A 15,559-nucleotide genomic window follows, 5' to 3' on the forward strand; every position below is an offset into this window, starting at 1 on the left:
CGATTCCAGACTTTTATGAGCGATTCCAGACTTTTATGAGCGATTCCAGATTTTTATGAGCGATTCCAGACTTCGAAGCTGTACAAGCTAGAAGATGTAGCTTTCAACTTTTTTACGCTATTTCCTTAAAAATAGGGAAATTAGTTTAGATTTCAGGATTTATGTGCTAAAATATAAGAACATGTGTACAGTTTTTCACAATATCGTACAATTAGCGTATGACCCGTTATTCCATTTGGCTAGAATAGTAGCAGGTTAGGGGCGTTTGAAGATGAAATTAATTAATATTGGGTACGGAAATATTGTTGCTGCTCACCGAATTATTGCGGTAGTCAGTCCTGAATCTGCACCGATTAAACGATTAATCACGGTCGCACGAGAAAAAAACATGCTGATTGATGCTACATATGGCCGTAGAACGAGAGCGGTTGTTGTGACTGACAGTGATCATGTCATCTTGTCAGCTGTTCAGCCTGAAACAGTAGCTCACAGACTGATGTCGGTTGATGAGGGCTCAGAAGAAAGTTAGGTTGTGGAGGTTTTTATGGAAAAAGAAAGAGGCATTCTGTTTGTTCTTTCCGGTCCGTCGGGTGTTGGAAAAGGAACGGTGTGTAAAGCACTTCGTGAACAAAAGCTGGACATTCAATATTCCGTTTCAGCAACGACTAGAAAGCCGCGTGAAGGCGAACGGCATGGGGTAGAATACTTCTTTAAAACAAAAGAAGAGTTCCTTGATATGATTGAAAATAAACAGCTGCTCGAGTGGGCAGAATATGTTGGCAACTATTATGGAACACCGATTGAATATGTGAATAGTACGCTTGATGAAGGTAAAGACGTTATCTTAGAAATCGAGGTACAGGGTGCACTTCAAGTTAAAAATATTTTTCCAGAAGGTGTGTTCATCTTTTTAACACCGCCTAGTCTGGATGAGTTAAGAAGTCGTATTGTTGGACGCGGTACTGAGACAGAAGATTTGATCAACAACCGCATGTCTGTAGCTAAGGAAGAAATCGAACTCATGAGACACTATGATTATTCTGTAGTGAATGATGAGATCGATGCTGCTTGCAATCGAATCAAAGCAATCATTACCACGGAGCATTGCCGAGTAGACCGAGTTCGTCCAAAATACGAAAAAATTTTAGGAGATGACAAATAATGCTATATCCATCCATCGATTCTCTTATGGAAAAGATCGATTCAAAATACTCATTAGTTACTCTTAGTTCTAAGCGTGCTAGAGAGATTCAAAAATACGATAATCAACAGATCGCAAAACCTGTATCACACAAGTTTGTCGGTAAAGCACTTGAAGAAATTCAATCCGGTATACTGATGAAAGTCGGAGAAACACCAGAAGATTAATAGAACAAGCGAAAAAATATACAACCTTGACTAAAGGTTGTTATTTTTTTGTTCTCGACAGATTTCAATACATTTTTTAATACATATAAATGCTGTAAAATAGAGTTAGCATGTATAAGTCATGAGCGGCGGAAGGGGTTCATTATGGAAAAGAAGAAAATATTGCTAGCTGTTTCAGGCGGAATAGCTGCATATAAAGCGGCGACAGTCGCAAGTAGATTATTTCAAAATGGATACGAAGTTAAAGTGATCCTTACCGAATCTGCACAAAAGTTCATCACACCACTTACCTTTCAAACGCTGACAAGAGAAGAAGTTTATACAGATACGTTTGAGGAAAAAGATCCTGCAGTTGTTAGTCACATCGACCTTGCAGACTGGGCAGATCTTGTTCTGATCGCTCCAGCGACAGCAAACTCGATCGGAAAGCTAGCTAACGGAATCGCAGATGACATGCTCACAACAACATTGCTCGCAACAAAAGCTGACGTTTTGATCGCACCTGCGATGAATGTAAACATGTTTAACCATCCTGCAGTTAAAAAGAATATGGAAACATTAGCTTCATTCGGATGGCGTTTCATCGAACCGAATGAAGGGCTCTTAGCATGTGGATGGATAGGTAAAGGAAGACTTGCAGAACCAGAAGAATTGATAGAATCTGTTCATGCTTATTTTAATGAAGATAAGGCTTTAGATAAGCCGTTAACAGGGAAAAAAATACTCGTAACAGCTGGTCCAACTAGAGAAGAATTGGATCCTGTTCGTTACTTTACAAACCACTCTTCAGGCAAGATGGGATATGCGATCGCATCAGTTGCAAAAAAACTAGGTGCAGATGTGACCCTTGTTACAGGTCCAACCGCATTACCAGAACCCGAAGGCATTACTATTGAAAGAATAGTTTCCACTAAAGATATGTTTGAAGCGACAATGTCTCGTTTTCATGAACAAGATGTGGTTATTAAATGTGCTGCTGTAGCAGATTATACACCCGTCACGGTTCATTCAAAGAAATTTAAGAAGAAAGAAGATCTTTGGACGATCGAGATGAAAAAGACGATCGATATCCTGCAGTCCCTTGGCGAGAAAAAAGAGCATCAAGTATTAGTAGGATTTGCGGCAGAGACAGAAAATCTTGAGAACTATGCAAAAGATAAGATGATTCGTAAAAATCTAGATATGGTTGTAGGTAATGATGTGTCGAAAGAAGGCTCAGGTTTTGGAAGCGACACGAACGAGATCATAATGATTAAGAAGGATGGATCTAAGAAGGTACTGCCGATTCTGTCAAAGGAAAATGCAGCACATGAAATATTAATAGAAGTTATGGAATTGATGAAAAGATGATCGCGGCAGTCGTAGTTGACATACCTTCTGGAAGTGTAAACAAAACCTTTGACTATAAAATTCCAGCTGCTTGGGAAAAGTGGGCAGAACCGGGAATGCGTGTGATCGTCCCTTTTGGACCGAGAAAGCTTCAAGGTTTTATCTTAGAGGTGAAATCAGCATCTACGGTAAAAGGAATGAAAAACATTACGGAGATTCTGGACCCGTTACCTGTGTTAACGTCCGAACTGATCGAGTTAGGAAGTTGGCTGGCTGAGAATACACTTAGTTTTTACATTACGGCTTATCAAGCTATGTTGCCAGCTGCGATGAAAGCCACTTATGAAAAGTCATTTCAAGTGATAAAATCTGATAAACTTCCTGATTCGATACGTCCCCTTCTTTCAGTCAACAACGAGATTCACGTTAGTGATGTGACAAAATCAAATCCTGATCTGTTACCACTTTTGCAGTCGTTAGCGAAAGAAGGAATTTTTGAAGTTGTTTATAAAGTTAAAAATAAAGCGAATAAAAAGAAGCAAAAATTCGTTTCTATAAGAGACCGGGCTATAACTGAAGAACAGGTTCAAAAGCTGAATAAAAATGCTGAAAAGCAAAAGGCGATCCTTTTAGAACTCTTACATCGGCCTGATGGAGAGTACCCTCTGCAGGAGATTTTAAATGAAACAGGAGCTACTCTCTCAACATCACAAACACTATCGAAAAAAGGAATTCTTTCTATAGAAGAAAAAGAGGTCTATCGTGACCCGTTTCAAGGCCGTACTATGAAACGAACACAGCCTCTTGCATTAACTGAAAACCAAGGAAATGCGATTAAACCGATTCTTCAAGCTATCGAGAACAATGAACATAAAACGGTCCTTCTCCATGGTGTAACAGGAAGTGGGAAAACAGAGATCTATCTGCAGTCCATCCAAAATGTACTGGATAAAGGAAAAGAAGCTATCGTACTCGTACCTGAGATCTCTTTAACACCGCAGATGGTAAACCGCTTTAAAGGTCGTTTCGGTAGTGCAGTTGCGGTTCTTCATAGTGGATTATCAATTGGAGAAAAATATGATGAATGGCGAAAGATTCTTAGAAAAGAAGTTTCCGTCGTTGTTGGAGCGCGATCCGCGATCTTTGCTCCGTTTCAAAACTTAGGAATCGTCATCATCGATGAAGAGCACGAAACAAGCTATAAACAAGAAGATCACCCGCGCTATCACGCACGAGATGTGGCGATATGGAGAGGAAACTATCATTCGTGTCCAATCGTCCTTGGAAGTGCAACACCGGCACTTGAAACATATGCAAGAGCTCAAAAAGGAAGGTATCAATTAGCGGAGCTAGCTAACCGCGTACATGCTAATCCGATGCCAGAAGTCACCATAGTAGATATGAGAGAGGAACTGAAGAACGGGAACCGCTCTATGTTTTCTCTTGCTCTGATGGACAAGCTGAAGAACGGACTTCAAAAAGGAGAACAGTCGGTATTGTTCTTGAACAGAAGAGGCTATGCTTCTTTTATTCTTTGCAGAGATTGTGGCTATGTAGCACAATGTCCTCACTGTGACATTTCTTTAACCTACCATAAACGTTTTGGTGAATTAAAATGCCATTATTGCGGTTATAAAGAGAGTACACCTTCTGTTTGCCCTAGTTGTACTTCCGAACATATCCGTTTTTTTGGAACAGGAACACAGAAAGTTGAAGAAGAACTTGCAAAAGTACTTCCTGAAGCACGCGTGATTCGGATGGATGTTGATACGACTTCAAAGAAAGGCAGTCATGAGAAGTTGTTAACGGCCTTTGAAAATGGTGAAGCTGACATCCTGCTCGGTACACAGATGATCGCAAAAGGGCTGGATTTTCCAAAAGTAACATTAGTAGGCGTTTTGGCTGCAGATACGATGCTTCATCTTCCAGACTTTAGAGCTTCCGAAAAAACCTTCCAGCTTCTCACACAAGTGAGTGGCCGTGCAGGCAGACACGAACTTGAGGGAAAGGTTATTGTACAAGGATATGATACTCAGCATTACAGCATTCAATTAGCAGCCAAGCACGATTTTCACACCTTTTATAATCAAGAGATGCAAACGCGGAAACTTCATCAGTATCCACCCTTTTATTATTTAGGTTTGTTAACGTTCAGTCATCTAGACCTCATGCAAGTGGTTGAAGCGAGCGAGAAAGCAGCAACCTACCTATCGAAGAGGTTATCACCGGAGAGTCTGCTTCTTGGACCTGTAACTTCACCCATTGCACGCGTGAAGGATAGATATCGCTATCAGGTCATGATAAAATACAAAAATGAGCCAGAGCTAAGAACCTGGTTTGAAGAGATTATTGCTCATTTTCAAAAAGATAAAGAGATCAAAGATCTTCAGATAACGGGTGATTTAAACGCCCAAACACTTATGTAGCTAGTTAAGGAGATACAAAATGACCATTCTTAAAATTGTAGAACATCCACATCCAGTGTTAGAGACAGAATGTGAACCAGTAAAAACATTCGATAAAAAGTTAAAGAAGTTAGTTGAAGATATGTTTGAGACGATGTATGAGGCAGAAGGAGTTGGACTCGCTGCACCACAGATCGGAATTGCAGAACAGATCGCAGTTGTAGATATTGGAGACGAAACGGGTCAGCTTGTTCTAATAAACCCAGTTATTAAAAAAGCTTCTGGCAGCCAGAGTGGCCCTGAAGGCTGTTTAAGTTTCCCAGGATTATTTGGTGAAGTCGAACGACCTTTTGAAGTTACCGTTACAGCTTACGATGTAAACGGAAAAGAGTTTACATTAAAAGCAAGTGATTTTCTTGCTCGTGCCATCCAACATGAAATCGATCACCTGCATGGAATCTTGTTTACATCAAAAGTAATCGAATATTACGAGACGGAAGAACTGGAGGGATAAACATGAAAGTATTATTTATGGGAACACCTGATTTTTCCGTACCTGTTCTTCGTCAGCTCGTTGAAGATGGCTACAATGTCGTTGGTGTTGTCACACAGCCTGACAAGCCAGTCGGCAGAAAAAAAGAAATCAAGCAGACTCCTGTTAAAGAGGAAGCTTTAAAACATGGAATTTCTGTGTATCAGCCTATTAAACTGCGAGAAGACTATGAAGACATCATCGCTCTTCAACCAGACTTAATCGTCACAGCAGCATATGGACAGATTTTACCAAAAGCGATTCTTGAAACACCTCAGCATGGATGTATCAATGTTCATGCATCATTGCTTCCAAAGTATCGCGGAGGTGCTCCGATCCACAAAAGTATCATGGACGGAAACACTAAGACGGGGATCACAATCATGTATATGGTTGAAAAATTAGATGCAGGTGATATACTTACCCAAGTTGAAGTTGAAATCGAAGAAAATGATCACGTTGGTTCGATGCACGATAAGTTGAGTGCAGCAGGCGCAAAGTTATTGTCTGAAACCATTCCTCAACTTGTTGCTGGAAAACTAGACCCTGTGCCACAGGTAGATGAAGAAGTTTCATTTGCTTGGAACATCACTCGTGATCAAGAAAAGATCGATTGGACAATGTCTGGTGAAGACATTTATAACCACATTCGTGGGCTACACCCATGGCCGGTTGCTTATACGTATTTGAACGGACAGCCGCTTAAAGTATGGTGGGGTGAAAAGAAAGAAACAAGTACTGATGGTGATCCTGGGACTGTAATCGGTGTTCACGAAAAAGGTCTTCAGGTCGCAACAGGAAACAAAACAAGCATTATCATTACAGACTTGCAGCTTTCTGGAAAAAAGAGAATGTTAGCAAGTGATTATCTTAAAGGAGCAAGCATTTCAAAAGGCTTGAGATTAGGTGAGTAGAGTTGGATAACAACATTAGGGCGATCGCCCTGGACGTTTTACTAAAAATAGAACAGAACCAGGCTTATAGCAATTTACAATTGAATCAAACATTGCAGAACTCGAACATGAAGAGTGTAGATAAAGCACTACTGACAAATATCGTGTACGGAACGATACAACGAAAAAACACGATTGATTTTTATATGGATCAATTGTTGAACAAACCGATAAAGAAAAAAGACCGTTGGGTTCTTTCTTTACTAAGACTATCTATTTTTCAGATGTTATATTTAGATAGAGTTCCTGATCATGCGATTATTCATGAGGCTGTAGAGATAACGAAAGAACGCGGAAACCAAGGGCTAGCCGGTCTCGTAAACGGAATTTTACGTAAACTTCAGCGAGAAGGAACAGAAGCCATGGATAAGAAAGCTTCAGAAGGTGCTGAAAAAGAAGCTCTTTCTTACAGTATGCCTCAATGGTTGTTTGATCGCTGGAGAGATCAGTTCGGACAAGAAGATGCGGAGAAGATGGCACAATCTAACTTACTAGCTTCTCCCGTGACTGCAAGAGTAAACACGAAGAAAAGCAATAGAAAAGACGTTTTGGAGCTTCTCTTAGAAGAAGGAATTGTAGCAGAAGAAGGAGAATTGTCTCCTGAAGGTATCATCGTTAAGGAAGGCTATCTTCCAGCAACTGATGTATATAAACAAGGTCTCGTAACGATCCAAGACGAAAGTTCAATGTTAGTGGCACGGGCCGTTGATCCTGTTCCTGGAGAAACGATTCTTGATACTTGCGCTGCACCTGGTGGAAAGTCAACACATATGGCAGAACTGATGCAAGGAGAAGGAAAGGTTGTTTCCTTAGACCTTCATGCTCATAAGATTGACTTGATCAAAAGACAAGCAGAACGTCTTGGACTTGAAAATATTGAAGCATCCGTGTTAGATGCACGAAAAGTATCTGATCAGTTTGAATCAGGAACATTTGATAGAGTTCTTGTAGATGCGCCTTGCAGCGGTTTCGGTGTTATTCGTAAAAAGCCTGATCTCAAATGGTCAAAATCAGAAGAAGATGTGACGAGATTGACGAACATTCAAAGAGATATCTTGCATGCTGCTTCAGATATGGTCAAGGATGGCGGACTGCTCGTGTACAGTACGTGTACAGTTGATAAAGAAGAAAACGATAACGTTGCAGATTGGTTCTTAACAAACCATCCAGATTTTGAGTGGGATTCCCAATTTGCGGAAAAAATGCCGAATAACATAAAATCCTATATAATAGATGGTAGGTCAGATATTCAGATCATGCCTCATTATTTTAATAGTGACGGATTCTATATAGCAGCATACAGAAAAAAGACAACAGGTGGTGAGAAACATGCTTAAACCTTTAACAGAGAAACAAACAAAACCAAATATCAAACCTTCTATCTTTTCTTTAGAACTTCATGAGTTAGAAGCGTGGCTTACTGATATAAGAGAACCAAAGTTCAGAGGAAAACAGATCTTTGAATGGCTGTATAAAAAACGTGTGTCTTCTTTTGAGGAGATGACGAACCTCCCATTAGGTCTTCGTGAGAAGCTGGAGAAAGATTTTTATATCAAACCATTAAAAGAAGTTGTCCGTCAGGAATCTTCTGATGGCACGATTAAATTTTTATTCGAGCTTCAAGACGGTTATTCGATTGAAACAGTTCTTATGAGACATGAATATGGAAATAGTATTTGTGTAACAACTCAAGTAGGGTGCCGTTTAGGTTGTACGTTCTGTGCTTCTACATTAGGTGGACTGAAACGTAATCTACTAGCTGGTGAGATCGTAGCTCAAGTTCTTCAAGTTCAGCGCGCACTTGATGAAACAGAAGAAAGAGTAAGTTCAGTAGTTGTTATGGGGATCGGTGAGCCTTTTGATAACTATGAAGGACTGATGTCGTTCCTAAAGATTATCAACCACGATCAAGGCCTTAATATCGGAGCCCGACACATTACGATCTCAACAAGTGGTGTTGTACCATACATCTACAAGTTCGCCGACGAAGGAATGCAGATTAATTTCGCGATTTCTTTGCATGCGCCGAACACGGAGACGAGAAGCCGATTGATGCCGGTAAACAGAATGTATCCGTTAAATGAATTGATGGATTCTATTCGTTATTACATTAAAAAGACGGGACGACGTGTGACGTTTGAATACGGTCTGTTCGGTAAAGTTAACGATTCTGTAGAACACGCGAATGAGTTAGCAGATCTGATCAAAGATATTAAGTGTCACGTAAACCTTATTCCTGTAAACTATGTACCAGAAAGAGACTATGTCCGAACACCAAAAACACAAATTTTTAAGTTCTTAGAGACGTTAACCTCAAGAGGCATTAATGCCACCATCAGAAGAGAACAAGGTCATGATATTGATGCTGCATGCGGTCAGCTGCGTGCGAAGGAACGTAAAGAAGAGACGAGGTGACGGGAAGATGCAAATTGCCTTTCAAACAGACGTTGGAATGGTAAGGAAGCATAATGAAGACAGCGGGGAAGTGTTCACAAAGGGTGAACACTTTCTTGCAGTTATCGCAGATGGTATGGGTGGACATAAAGCTGGTGATATCGCTAGCCAAGAAGCCCTGAAAGTGATGAAAGAAGCATGGTCTCAATTTGAAGAAAATATGGAAAACGTAAAAGATTGGATTCAGAATGTTTTAAAAGACACGAATAAACATATCTTTGATTTTTCTCAGGAGAATCCTGAAACGAGAGGTATGGGCACTACAGTTGTGGCTGCTTTAGGTACGAACAAAGAGATTACAGTCGCTCATATCGGTGACAGCCGATGTTATCTGTATTCAAATGGTGAACTGAAACGAGTGACAGATGATCACTCACTTGTCCAAGAATTGGTGAAATCCGGTCAGATTACTGAGGATGAGGCAGAGATTCATCCGAGAAGAAACATGATCATGAAAGCTGTGGGTACTGATGTAACCGTTGAAGCTGAGTTAAACACGATCACTTGGCAGAACGGTGACTATCTTTTGCTTTGTTCGGACGGTCTATCAGATAAAGTATCGTCCAAACGTATACAAGAAGTATTTCAAGATCCTATGGAATCTGTTACTGAGAAGGTAGAACGATTGATCACTTGGGCCAAAGATGCCGGTGGAGAAGATAACATTACTGCTATCCTTATACAGAATAGTTCTGACACAGAAACAAAAGGGGAAGCAATAACATGATAGGAAAAAGAGTCAGTGGCCGCTACAAGCTTTTAGAAGTAATTGGTGACGGCGGAATGGCCATCGTTTATCGAGCAAAAGATTTAATTTTAGATAGAGATGTGGCAGTAAAAGTTCTACGTTCAGAGTTTAATAAAGATGAAGATTTCATCAGACGATTTAAAAGAGAAGCTGAATCAGCAACAAGTCTTAACCATCCGAACATCGTGAGCATCTATGATGTTGGAGAAGATGAAGAGATCTATTTTATCGTGATGGAATATGTGCAAGGAAAAACACTAAAGCAATACATAAAAGAACATGGAAAAATATCTGTAGAAGAATCTTTGCATATTATGAAGCAGATCGTTTCAGGGATGGCGGTCGCTCATGATCATGGAATCATACATCGCGATATTAAACCGCATAATATATTAATTACAGATAACGGTACAGCTAAGTTAACAGACTTTGGGATCGCGCTCGCCATTACTTCAGCTACGATCACGCATACAAACTCTATTCTTGGTTCTGTTCATTACTTTTCACCTGAACAAGCAAGAGGGGGGATCGCTAACGCAAAATCGGATATTTATTCATTTGGAGCTGTACTCTACGAAATGGTTACAGGAAGAGTACCGTTCGTTGGAGATTCACCGGTTTCTGTTGCGTTAAAGCACCTTCAAGAAAACGTGATCGAACCGCGAAGGTTGAACCCTGAGATCCCACAAAGTGTAGAGAACATCGTCTTGAAGTCGTTAGCCAAAAACCCATTAAGAAGATATAACAGTGCTGATGAACTGTTGAACGATATGAATTCGGCATTAGATCCAGACCGTATGTATGAACAAAAGTGGAACGAAGAAAGCGAGGAAGATGAAAAAACAAAGTACATTCCTCCTATCGTCGTACCACCTGTCGAGACACCGGTAAAGAAAGTGGAAGCTGAAGGAGAAGAAATAAAAGAAAAAAAGCCTGAGAAACCTAAGAAAAAACGAAATTGGTGGCTTATTATACTTATCTCACTCCTTTTATTAGGTGGTGCTGGAATTGCTGCTTTTACGATGATGCCTTCAATCTTTTATGTTGAAGAAGTGAGTGTTCCTGATGTAGCGGGAGAAGAATATGTCGATGCTTTCGATAGCTTGAGAGCTGAAGGTCTTGAAGTGAAACGGCAGGAAGTATTTGATCCCGAGATTGAAGAAGGTCTTGTAGTAAGACAAGACCCATCTCCTGGAACAAAAGTAAAACAGCAGGCAATCGTCACGTTATTCGTATCAAAAGGCCCTGAAAAGGAAAATATGCCTGATGTAGAAGGGTATAATATAGAAGATGCGAAAGAACGTTTGAAAGAAGATGGCTTCTCACAGATCAATATCAACTATGAAGAGTCAGACTCTGAACCTGAAGGTACCGTGCTCGAACAAAGTCCTGATCGCGATGAAAAAGTAACACCTGCAGAAACGGAAGTTACACTAACCGTTAGTTCAGGAACTCCGTCGGTTCAAGTTGAGAATTTGATCGGTGCATCTGAACAAGATGTAAAAACATTTGCCGACAATGCTGGTCTGACAGTTGAATTTTCAAAAGAGTTCTCTGATACAGTCGAAAAAGGCAGAGTAATCTCGCAGGATCCTTCGCCTTTTACACAAGTAGAAAAAGGAGCAACGATCTCTGTAGTTCTTTCTGATGGTCCTGAAACAGTAGAAGAAGAACCACCGCCAGCTGAAGAAGAACCACCAGCAGAAGACCGCACGATAACGAAAGATATTGAAGTTAAGGTAGATAAAAAGGACAAAAGAGAACCCGTTACAGTTAAGATTGTATATTCGGATAAGAACGCCTCAAATGAAGTGTTTGTGGAAGAACAGATTACAGACAAAAAGAAATATAAGCTGCCATTAACGATCGCTGAAGGTGGCTCTGCTTCATACGTTGTGTATATCAACGGAGAAGAAGAGGAATCTGAGACGATCAATTATGATGACGCTAGAGGTGCTAGTGGACGGATGAGTAGAGATGATGAGGAAGGGGACGATGGTGATTAAGCATGCCTGAAGGAAGAATTGTTAAAGCGCTAGCCGGTTTTTATTACGTTAAGGAAAATGGAAAAGCTGAAGTTTTCCAATGCAGAGGAAGAGGAAATTTCCGCAAAAAGAAAGTAAATCCGTTAGTAGGGGACTGGGTAGAATACGAGTCAAGCAATATAACAGATGGATACATTCTTGATGTGAAGGAACGCAGAAACGAATTAGTTCGTCCTCCTATCGCGAACGTAGACCAAGCTATTCTTGTTTTTTCAGCTACTGAACCTGATTTTAGCACGCTTTTATTAGACCGTTTCCTTGTTCACATCGAAGCGAACGATATTTTGCCTGTTATTTGTATCTCGAAAATGGACCTTATACAGAAAGCTGATGATATTGAGGAGATCAACCATTATATTGAGGCGTACAAAACACTAGGTTACGAAGTCATTCCAACTTCGACGAAAACAGATGATAGTCTTGAAATGTTTTATCCGCTTTTCAAAGATAAAGTTACCGTCTTTGCAGGGCAGTCTGGTGTAGGTAAGTCTTCCCTTTTAAATGCGATCAATCCAGAGTTAATGCTTGAAACAAACGAGATCTCAAGCCATTTAGGCCGAGGGAAGCACACGACTCGTCATGTGGAACTCATTCTTTTCGGTAATGGGTTAGTTGCTGATACGCCTGGGTTCAGCTCATTAGACTTCTTAAACATTGAAGCAGAAGACTTATCGATGTACTTTCCAGAGATGAACGAGCTTCGCGGAGATTGCAAGTTCAGAGGGTGCTCACATACGTCGGAACCAAAATGTGCAGTTAAAAAAGGGGTAGAGGATGGAGTCGTTCCAAAGTTCCGCTATGACCACTACGTAAGCTTTTTACAAGAAATTAAAGATCAAAAACGGAGGTACTGATGATTAAAATAGCTCCTTCCATTCTTTCCGCTGACTTCTCAAAGTTAGGCGATGATATAAAAGCTGTTGAAGAAGCAGGTGCGGATTATATTCATGTTGATGTGATGGATGGCCATTTCGTACCGAACATCACGATCGGACCACTTGTTGTTCAAGCGATTCGACCAATTACGAAGCTTCCATTAGATGTACATCTTATGATAGAAAATCCAGATCGATATATTGAAGAATTCGCAAAAGCAGGTGCAGATATTATTTCTGTACATGTAGAAGCATCACCACATCTTCATCGAACGGTGCAACTTATTAAACAACATGGAGTAAAAGCTGGAGTGGTTATAAATCCAGCTACTTCAGTAGACTCTATCAGACATATACTTCAAGATGTTGACCTTGTATTGTTGATGACAGTAAATCCTGGTTTTGGAGGACAAGCGTTCATTGAGAGTGTGGTTCCTAAGATTAAAGAAGTATCTGATCTCGTAAAAACACAAGGATTGAATGTTGAGATTGAAGTTGATGGTGGAGTGAATCCAAAAACCGCTCGTCTTTGTGTTGAAGCAGGTGCGAATGTATTAGTTGCTGGTTCTGCCATTTATGGGAAGAAAGATTTAAAGGGTGCAATAGAAGCCATTCGTGGTGTATAATTGATTACAGAAAATAAAATAAGCAACCACAGGGGGAGTCCTTTAAAGGGCTGAGAGGGGAGTGTTCTCCCGACCCTTTGAACCTGAAGCTGGATCATACCTGCGTAGGGATGTGGAGTCGTATGACTTTTTGAATGTATATCTCAAAAGCAACCGAGCTCACATGCCGGTTGCTTTTTTTGTTTTTATTCGATCGACTTACTAGGGGGAGTATTAATGAACAATGGTAAAGTACTATTAATGGCTGAAATTGCGATCATGGCTGCACTTTCACTCATTTTAGGATTGATCAGCTTCAAAGGGATTTGGCCACAAGGTGGATCGGTGTCTCTCGAAATGGTTCCTATTTTTCTATTAGCATTTAGAAGAGGTTTAAAAGCAGGGGTTTTTACCGGATTAGTCGTTGGGTTGTTACAACTTCTTATCAATCCTCAAATCTATTATTTTGCACAAGTTATACTTGATTATCCGCTTGCTTTTGCTTTAGCGGGAGTAGCAGGTGCATTCGCACCATCACTTGCTCAAAATAAATCAAAAAGAACAGCTTTAATGGTTCTTGGGATTTTTGTAGGATGTACGTTAAGGTTGATTTCACATGTGTTATCTGGTGTTATTTTCTTTAGTGAATTTGCTCCAAAAGAAATGAATGTTTGGCTTTATTCGTTCTTATACAACGGATCATTCATGGTTGTTATTTTTGCGATTACGGCGCTAGTTGTCATTCTATTAACGAATACAGCACCGAAACTACTACATGCCGCACGTAATGGTCATCACCAAGCAGCATGAAGATAAGCATCGTCGCAGGTGGTCCTAAACATCTGATCCCTGATCTAAAGCCCTATGATTTCAAAAGGAATCACAATTGGATCGGAGTCGACAGAGGAACGCTCTTTCTATTAAAAAATGGCATCTTCCCACAGCATGCATTTGGCGATTTTGATTCTGTTTCTGATGATGAGAAAAAAATTATTTTAGACTCATCCATAAAAGTGAATCAATATCAATCAGAAAAAGATGCAACAGACATGGAGCTCGCACTAGAGTGGGCGTTGAAACAAGATCCGGAACAAATACTCATATTCGGCGCTACTGGCGGAAGGTTAGATCACGAATTAATGAACATCCAATTATTATATCGATCTCTGAGAGTACGTACAGAAGTTAAAATTATTGATAACAGGAATGAAATCTCTCTACATTTACCGGGATGCTATGATATTGAGCAAGATCATAGATACTCATATGTCTCATTTCTGGCTCAAAGTGAAGAAGTGACAGGCATAACTCTAGAGGGATTTAAATATCCGTTAGAACAAGCTAAGCTTCAGGCTGGATCATCATTATGTGTTTCCAATGAGCTTGTAAATAAAAGTGGTACTTATTCTTTTGACTCCGGCATAATATTGATGGTAAAGAGCCGTGATTAAAAAATCACGGAATACAGGCCCCCAAAGCACCTTTTTATAAAAGGGGAATAAAGTATTTATGTTTAGCTCTTATCATTTTTTATGGGCCTGGAGGAGGGGTAAGATGAAATTTTATACCATTAAACTTCCTAAATTCTTGGGAGGCTTCGTACGTGCCGTCTTAGGTTCTTTCAAAAAAGGATAACAAACAAAAAAAGCGCTTGTGCGCTTTTTTTGTTTGGTTTTTATGAATGATTGCTTACGTTTATAAGTGGGGGTTCTTTGAGAGTAGTTGATTTCCGGTGCAGGTTGCACCCTTCCCATGAATGGAAGAGAAATATTTTAGGAAGGATCTTTGTATATAATAAAATACTGTCCGGTTTTAAAGATTTACTGTCCAGTTTAAAGAAAATACTGTCCGCTTTCAGCTTTTTACTGTCGCCTTTTTTAAAAATACTGTCCACTTGAATCTATTTTGGTTATCAAAGCGCTTTTTGGACAAAGAAAAAAACAGCAGCGGCTGCTGCTGTTTTTATTTATACACGTTCAACTTTGCCAGATTTAAGGGCACGAGCAGATACGTATACGCGTTTAGGCTTTCCGTCCACAAGAATACGAACCTTTTGGACGTTAGCTCCCCAGCTTTTCTTTGATTTGTTCATTGCGTGAGAACGCTTGTTACCAGTTTTAGGTCCTTTTCCAGTAATAAAACATTTACGAGCCATGTAGGTGAACCTCCTTTACAGCAAAAAAGCTTTGCATCAATTCAATCGTATGTTAAATACTAAATAATATTAGCATGACTTCAGAAGCAA

General features: G+C 40.0%; 17 protein-coding genes and 1 riboswitch. Of the genes, 16 read left to right on the plus strand and 1 reads right to left on the minus strand.

Annotated elements, in window-relative coordinates:
* The first annotated feature begins 265 nt into the window (after positions 1 to 265).
* From remA to spoVM, 16 genes are all read left to right on the plus strand, one after another.
* Positions 266 to 529, plus strand: a complete 264-nt coding sequence (remA, locus tag HU823_RS00005) for an extracellular matrix/biofilm regulator RemA (protein WP_137789711.1) — start codon at positions 266 to 268, stop codon at positions 527 to 529.
* Positions 530 to 544: 15 nt separating this feature from the next.
* Positions 545 to 1,162, plus strand: coding sequence for a guanylate kinase (gene gmk / locus HU823_RS00010; RefSeq protein ID WP_066393532.1), 618 nt, complete (start codon positions 545 to 547; stop codon positions 1,160 to 1,162).
* Entirely contained in the window at positions 1,162 to 1,368 is a 207-nt protein-coding gene (gene rpoZ, locus HU823_RS00015; RefSeq protein WP_144700863.1) for a DNA-directed RNA polymerase subunit omega, read from the plus strand. Before gmk ends, rpoZ begins: the two co-directional genes overlap by 1 nt.
* A gap of 141 nt (positions 1,369 to 1,509) precedes the next feature.
* Positions 1,510 to 2,718, plus strand: coding sequence for a bifunctional phosphopantothenoylcysteine decarboxylase/phosphopantothenate--cysteine ligase CoaBC (gene coaBC, locus HU823_RS00020; RefSeq protein ID WP_197221349.1), 1,209 nt, complete (start codon positions 1,510 to 1,512; stop codon positions 2,716 to 2,718).
* Complete coding sequence (gene priA / locus HU823_RS00025) at positions 2,715 to 5,123, plus strand: primosomal protein N' (RefSeq protein WP_144700859.1); 2,409 nt, start codon at positions 2,715 to 2,717, stop codon at positions 5,121 to 5,123. Before coaBC ends, priA begins: the two co-directional genes overlap by 4 nt.
* Positions 5,124 to 5,142: 19 nt before the next feature.
* Positions 5,143 to 5,616 (plus strand): peptide deformylase, encoded by a 474-nt coding sequence (def, locus tag HU823_RS00030; protein ID WP_144700857.1) that lies wholly within the window; start codon positions 5,143 to 5,145, stop codon positions 5,614 to 5,616.
* A 2-nt stretch (positions 5,617 to 5,618) separates the two neighbouring features.
* The gene (fmt, locus tag HU823_RS00035; RefSeq protein ID WP_197220761.1) at positions 5,619 to 6,548 is read left to right on the plus strand and encodes a methionyl-tRNA formyltransferase; all 930 of its coding nucleotides are present in this window, start codon (positions 5,619 to 5,621) and stop codon (positions 6,546 to 6,548) included.
* A gap of 2 nt (positions 6,549 to 6,550) precedes the next feature.
* On the plus strand, positions 6,551 to 7,924 hold the full coding sequence (rsmB, locus tag HU823_RS00040; protein WP_144700851.1) for a 16S rRNA (cytosine(967)-C(5))-methyltransferase RsmB: 1,374 nt from the start codon (positions 6,551 to 6,553) through the stop codon (positions 7,922 to 7,924).
* A complete protein-coding gene (gene rlmN, locus HU823_RS00045; protein WP_144700850.1) occupies positions 7,917 to 9,002 on the plus strand; it encodes a 23S rRNA (adenine(2503)-C(2))-methyltransferase RlmN in 1,086 nt (361 codons plus the stop codon). Before rsmB ends, rlmN begins: the two co-directional genes overlap by 8 nt.
* Before the next feature lie 7 nt (positions 9,003 to 9,009).
* Positions 9,010 to 9,768, plus strand: coding sequence for a Stp1/IreP family PP2C-type Ser/Thr phosphatase (locus tag HU823_RS00050; protein ID WP_197220762.1), 759 nt, complete (start codon positions 9,010 to 9,012; stop codon positions 9,766 to 9,768).
* Positions 9,765 to 11,795, plus strand: coding sequence for a Stk1 family PASTA domain-containing Ser/Thr kinase (gene pknB / locus HU823_RS00055; protein WP_197220763.1), 2,031 nt, complete (start codon positions 9,765 to 9,767; stop codon positions 11,793 to 11,795). The genes HU823_RS00050 and pknB overlap by 4 nt, the downstream gene beginning before the upstream one ends.
* 2 nt (positions 11,796 to 11,797) lie before the next feature.
* Positions 11,798 to 12,688, plus strand: coding sequence for a ribosome small subunit-dependent GTPase A (gene rsgA / locus HU823_RS00060; protein ID WP_144700848.1), 891 nt, complete (start codon positions 11,798 to 11,800; stop codon positions 12,686 to 12,688).
* Positions 12,688 to 13,335, plus strand: coding sequence for a ribulose-phosphate 3-epimerase (rpe, locus tag HU823_RS00065; RefSeq protein ID WP_197220764.1), 648 nt, complete (start codon positions 12,688 to 12,690; stop codon positions 13,333 to 13,335). The genes rsgA and rpe overlap by 1 nt, the downstream gene beginning before the upstream one ends.
* A 21-nt stretch (positions 13,336 to 13,356) precedes the next feature.
* Positions 13,357 to 13,463: riboswitch (TPP riboswitch) on the plus strand.
* Between the two features lie 88 nt (positions 13,464 to 13,551).
* On the plus strand, positions 13,552 to 14,124 hold the full coding sequence (thiT, locus tag HU823_RS00070; RefSeq protein WP_197220765.1) for an energy-coupled thiamine transporter ThiT: 573 nt from the start codon (positions 13,552 to 13,554) through the stop codon (positions 14,122 to 14,124).
* Complete coding sequence (locus HU823_RS00075) at positions 14,121 to 14,765, plus strand: thiamine diphosphokinase (protein WP_197220766.1); 645 nt, start codon at positions 14,121 to 14,123, stop codon at positions 14,763 to 14,765. The genes thiT and HU823_RS00075 overlap by 4 nt, the downstream gene beginning before the upstream one ends.
* Positions 14,766 to 14,868: 103 nt before the next feature.
* Positions 14,869 to 14,949: a stage V sporulation protein SpoVM gene (spoVM, locus tag HU823_RS00080; RefSeq protein ID WP_007202502.1), complete on the plus strand. Its 81-nt coding sequence runs from the start codon at positions 14,869 to 14,871 to the stop codon at positions 14,947 to 14,949.
* A 331-nt stretch (positions 14,950 to 15,280) separates the two neighbouring features.
* On the opposite strand, the gene rpmB is transcribed toward spoVM, so the two are convergent.
* Entirely contained in the window at positions 15,281 to 15,469 is a 189-nt protein-coding gene (gene rpmB, locus HU823_RS00085) for a 50S ribosomal protein L28 (RefSeq protein ID WP_066240673.1), read from the minus strand.
* Positions 15,470 to 15,559 lie beyond the last annotated feature (90 nt).

The organism is Fictibacillus sp. 18YEL24, from assembly GCF_015903855.1.
Lineage (GTDB): Bacteria > Bacillota > Bacilli > Bacillales > Fictibacillaceae > Fictibacillus > Fictibacillus phosphorivorans_C.

Excerpts from the sequence above, each read along its gene's own strand:
- gmk (WP_066393532.1), top strand. The coding sequence starts at position 545 with ATGGAAAAAGAAAGAGGCATTCTGTTTGTTCTTTCCGGTCCGTCGGGT.
- rpoZ (WP_144700863.1), top strand. The coding sequence starts at position 1,162 with ATGCTATATCCATCCATCGATTCTCTTATGGAAAAGATCGATTCAAAA.
- priA (WP_144700859.1), top strand. The coding sequence starts at position 2,715 with ATGATCGCGGCAGTCGTAGTTGACATACCTTCTGGAAGTGTAAACAAA.
- def (WP_144700857.1), top strand. The coding sequence starts at position 5,143 with ATGACCATTCTTAAAATTGTAGAACATCCACATCCAGTGTTAGAGACA.
- fmt (WP_197220761.1), top strand. The coding sequence starts at position 5,619 with ATGAAAGTATTATTTATGGGAACACCTGATTTTTCCGTACCTGTTCTT.
- rlmN (WP_144700850.1), top strand. The coding sequence starts at position 7,917 with ATGCTTAAACCTTTAACAGAGAAACAAACAAAACCAAATATCAAACCT.
- HU823_RS00050 (WP_197220762.1), top strand. The coding sequence starts at position 9,010 with ATGCAAATTGCCTTTCAAACAGACGTTGGAATGGTAAGGAAGCATAAT.
- pknB (WP_197220763.1), top strand. The coding sequence starts at position 9,765 with ATGATAGGAAAAAGAGTCAGTGGCCGCTACAAGCTTTTAGAAGTAATT.
- rsgA (WP_144700848.1), top strand. The coding sequence starts at position 11,798 with ATGCCTGAAGGAAGAATTGTTAAAGCGCTAGCCGGTTTTTATTACGTT.
- rpe (WP_197220764.1), top strand. The coding sequence starts at position 12,688 with ATGATTAAAATAGCTCCTTCCATTCTTTCCGCTGACTTCTCAAAGTTA.
- thiT (WP_197220765.1), top strand. The coding sequence starts at position 13,552 with ATGAACAATGGTAAAGTACTATTAATGGCTGAAATTGCGATCATGGCT.
- HU823_RS00075 (WP_197220766.1), top strand. The coding sequence starts at position 14,121 with ATGAAGATAAGCATCGTCGCAGGTGGTCCTAAACATCTGATCCCTGAT.
- spoVM (WP_007202502.1), top strand. The coding sequence starts at position 14,869 with ATGAAATTTTATACCATTAAACTTCCTAAATTCTTGGGAGGCTTCGTA.
- rpmB (WP_066240673.1), bottom strand. The coding sequence starts at position 15,469 with ATGGCTCGTAAATGTTTTATTACTGGAAAAGGACCTAAAACTGGTAAC.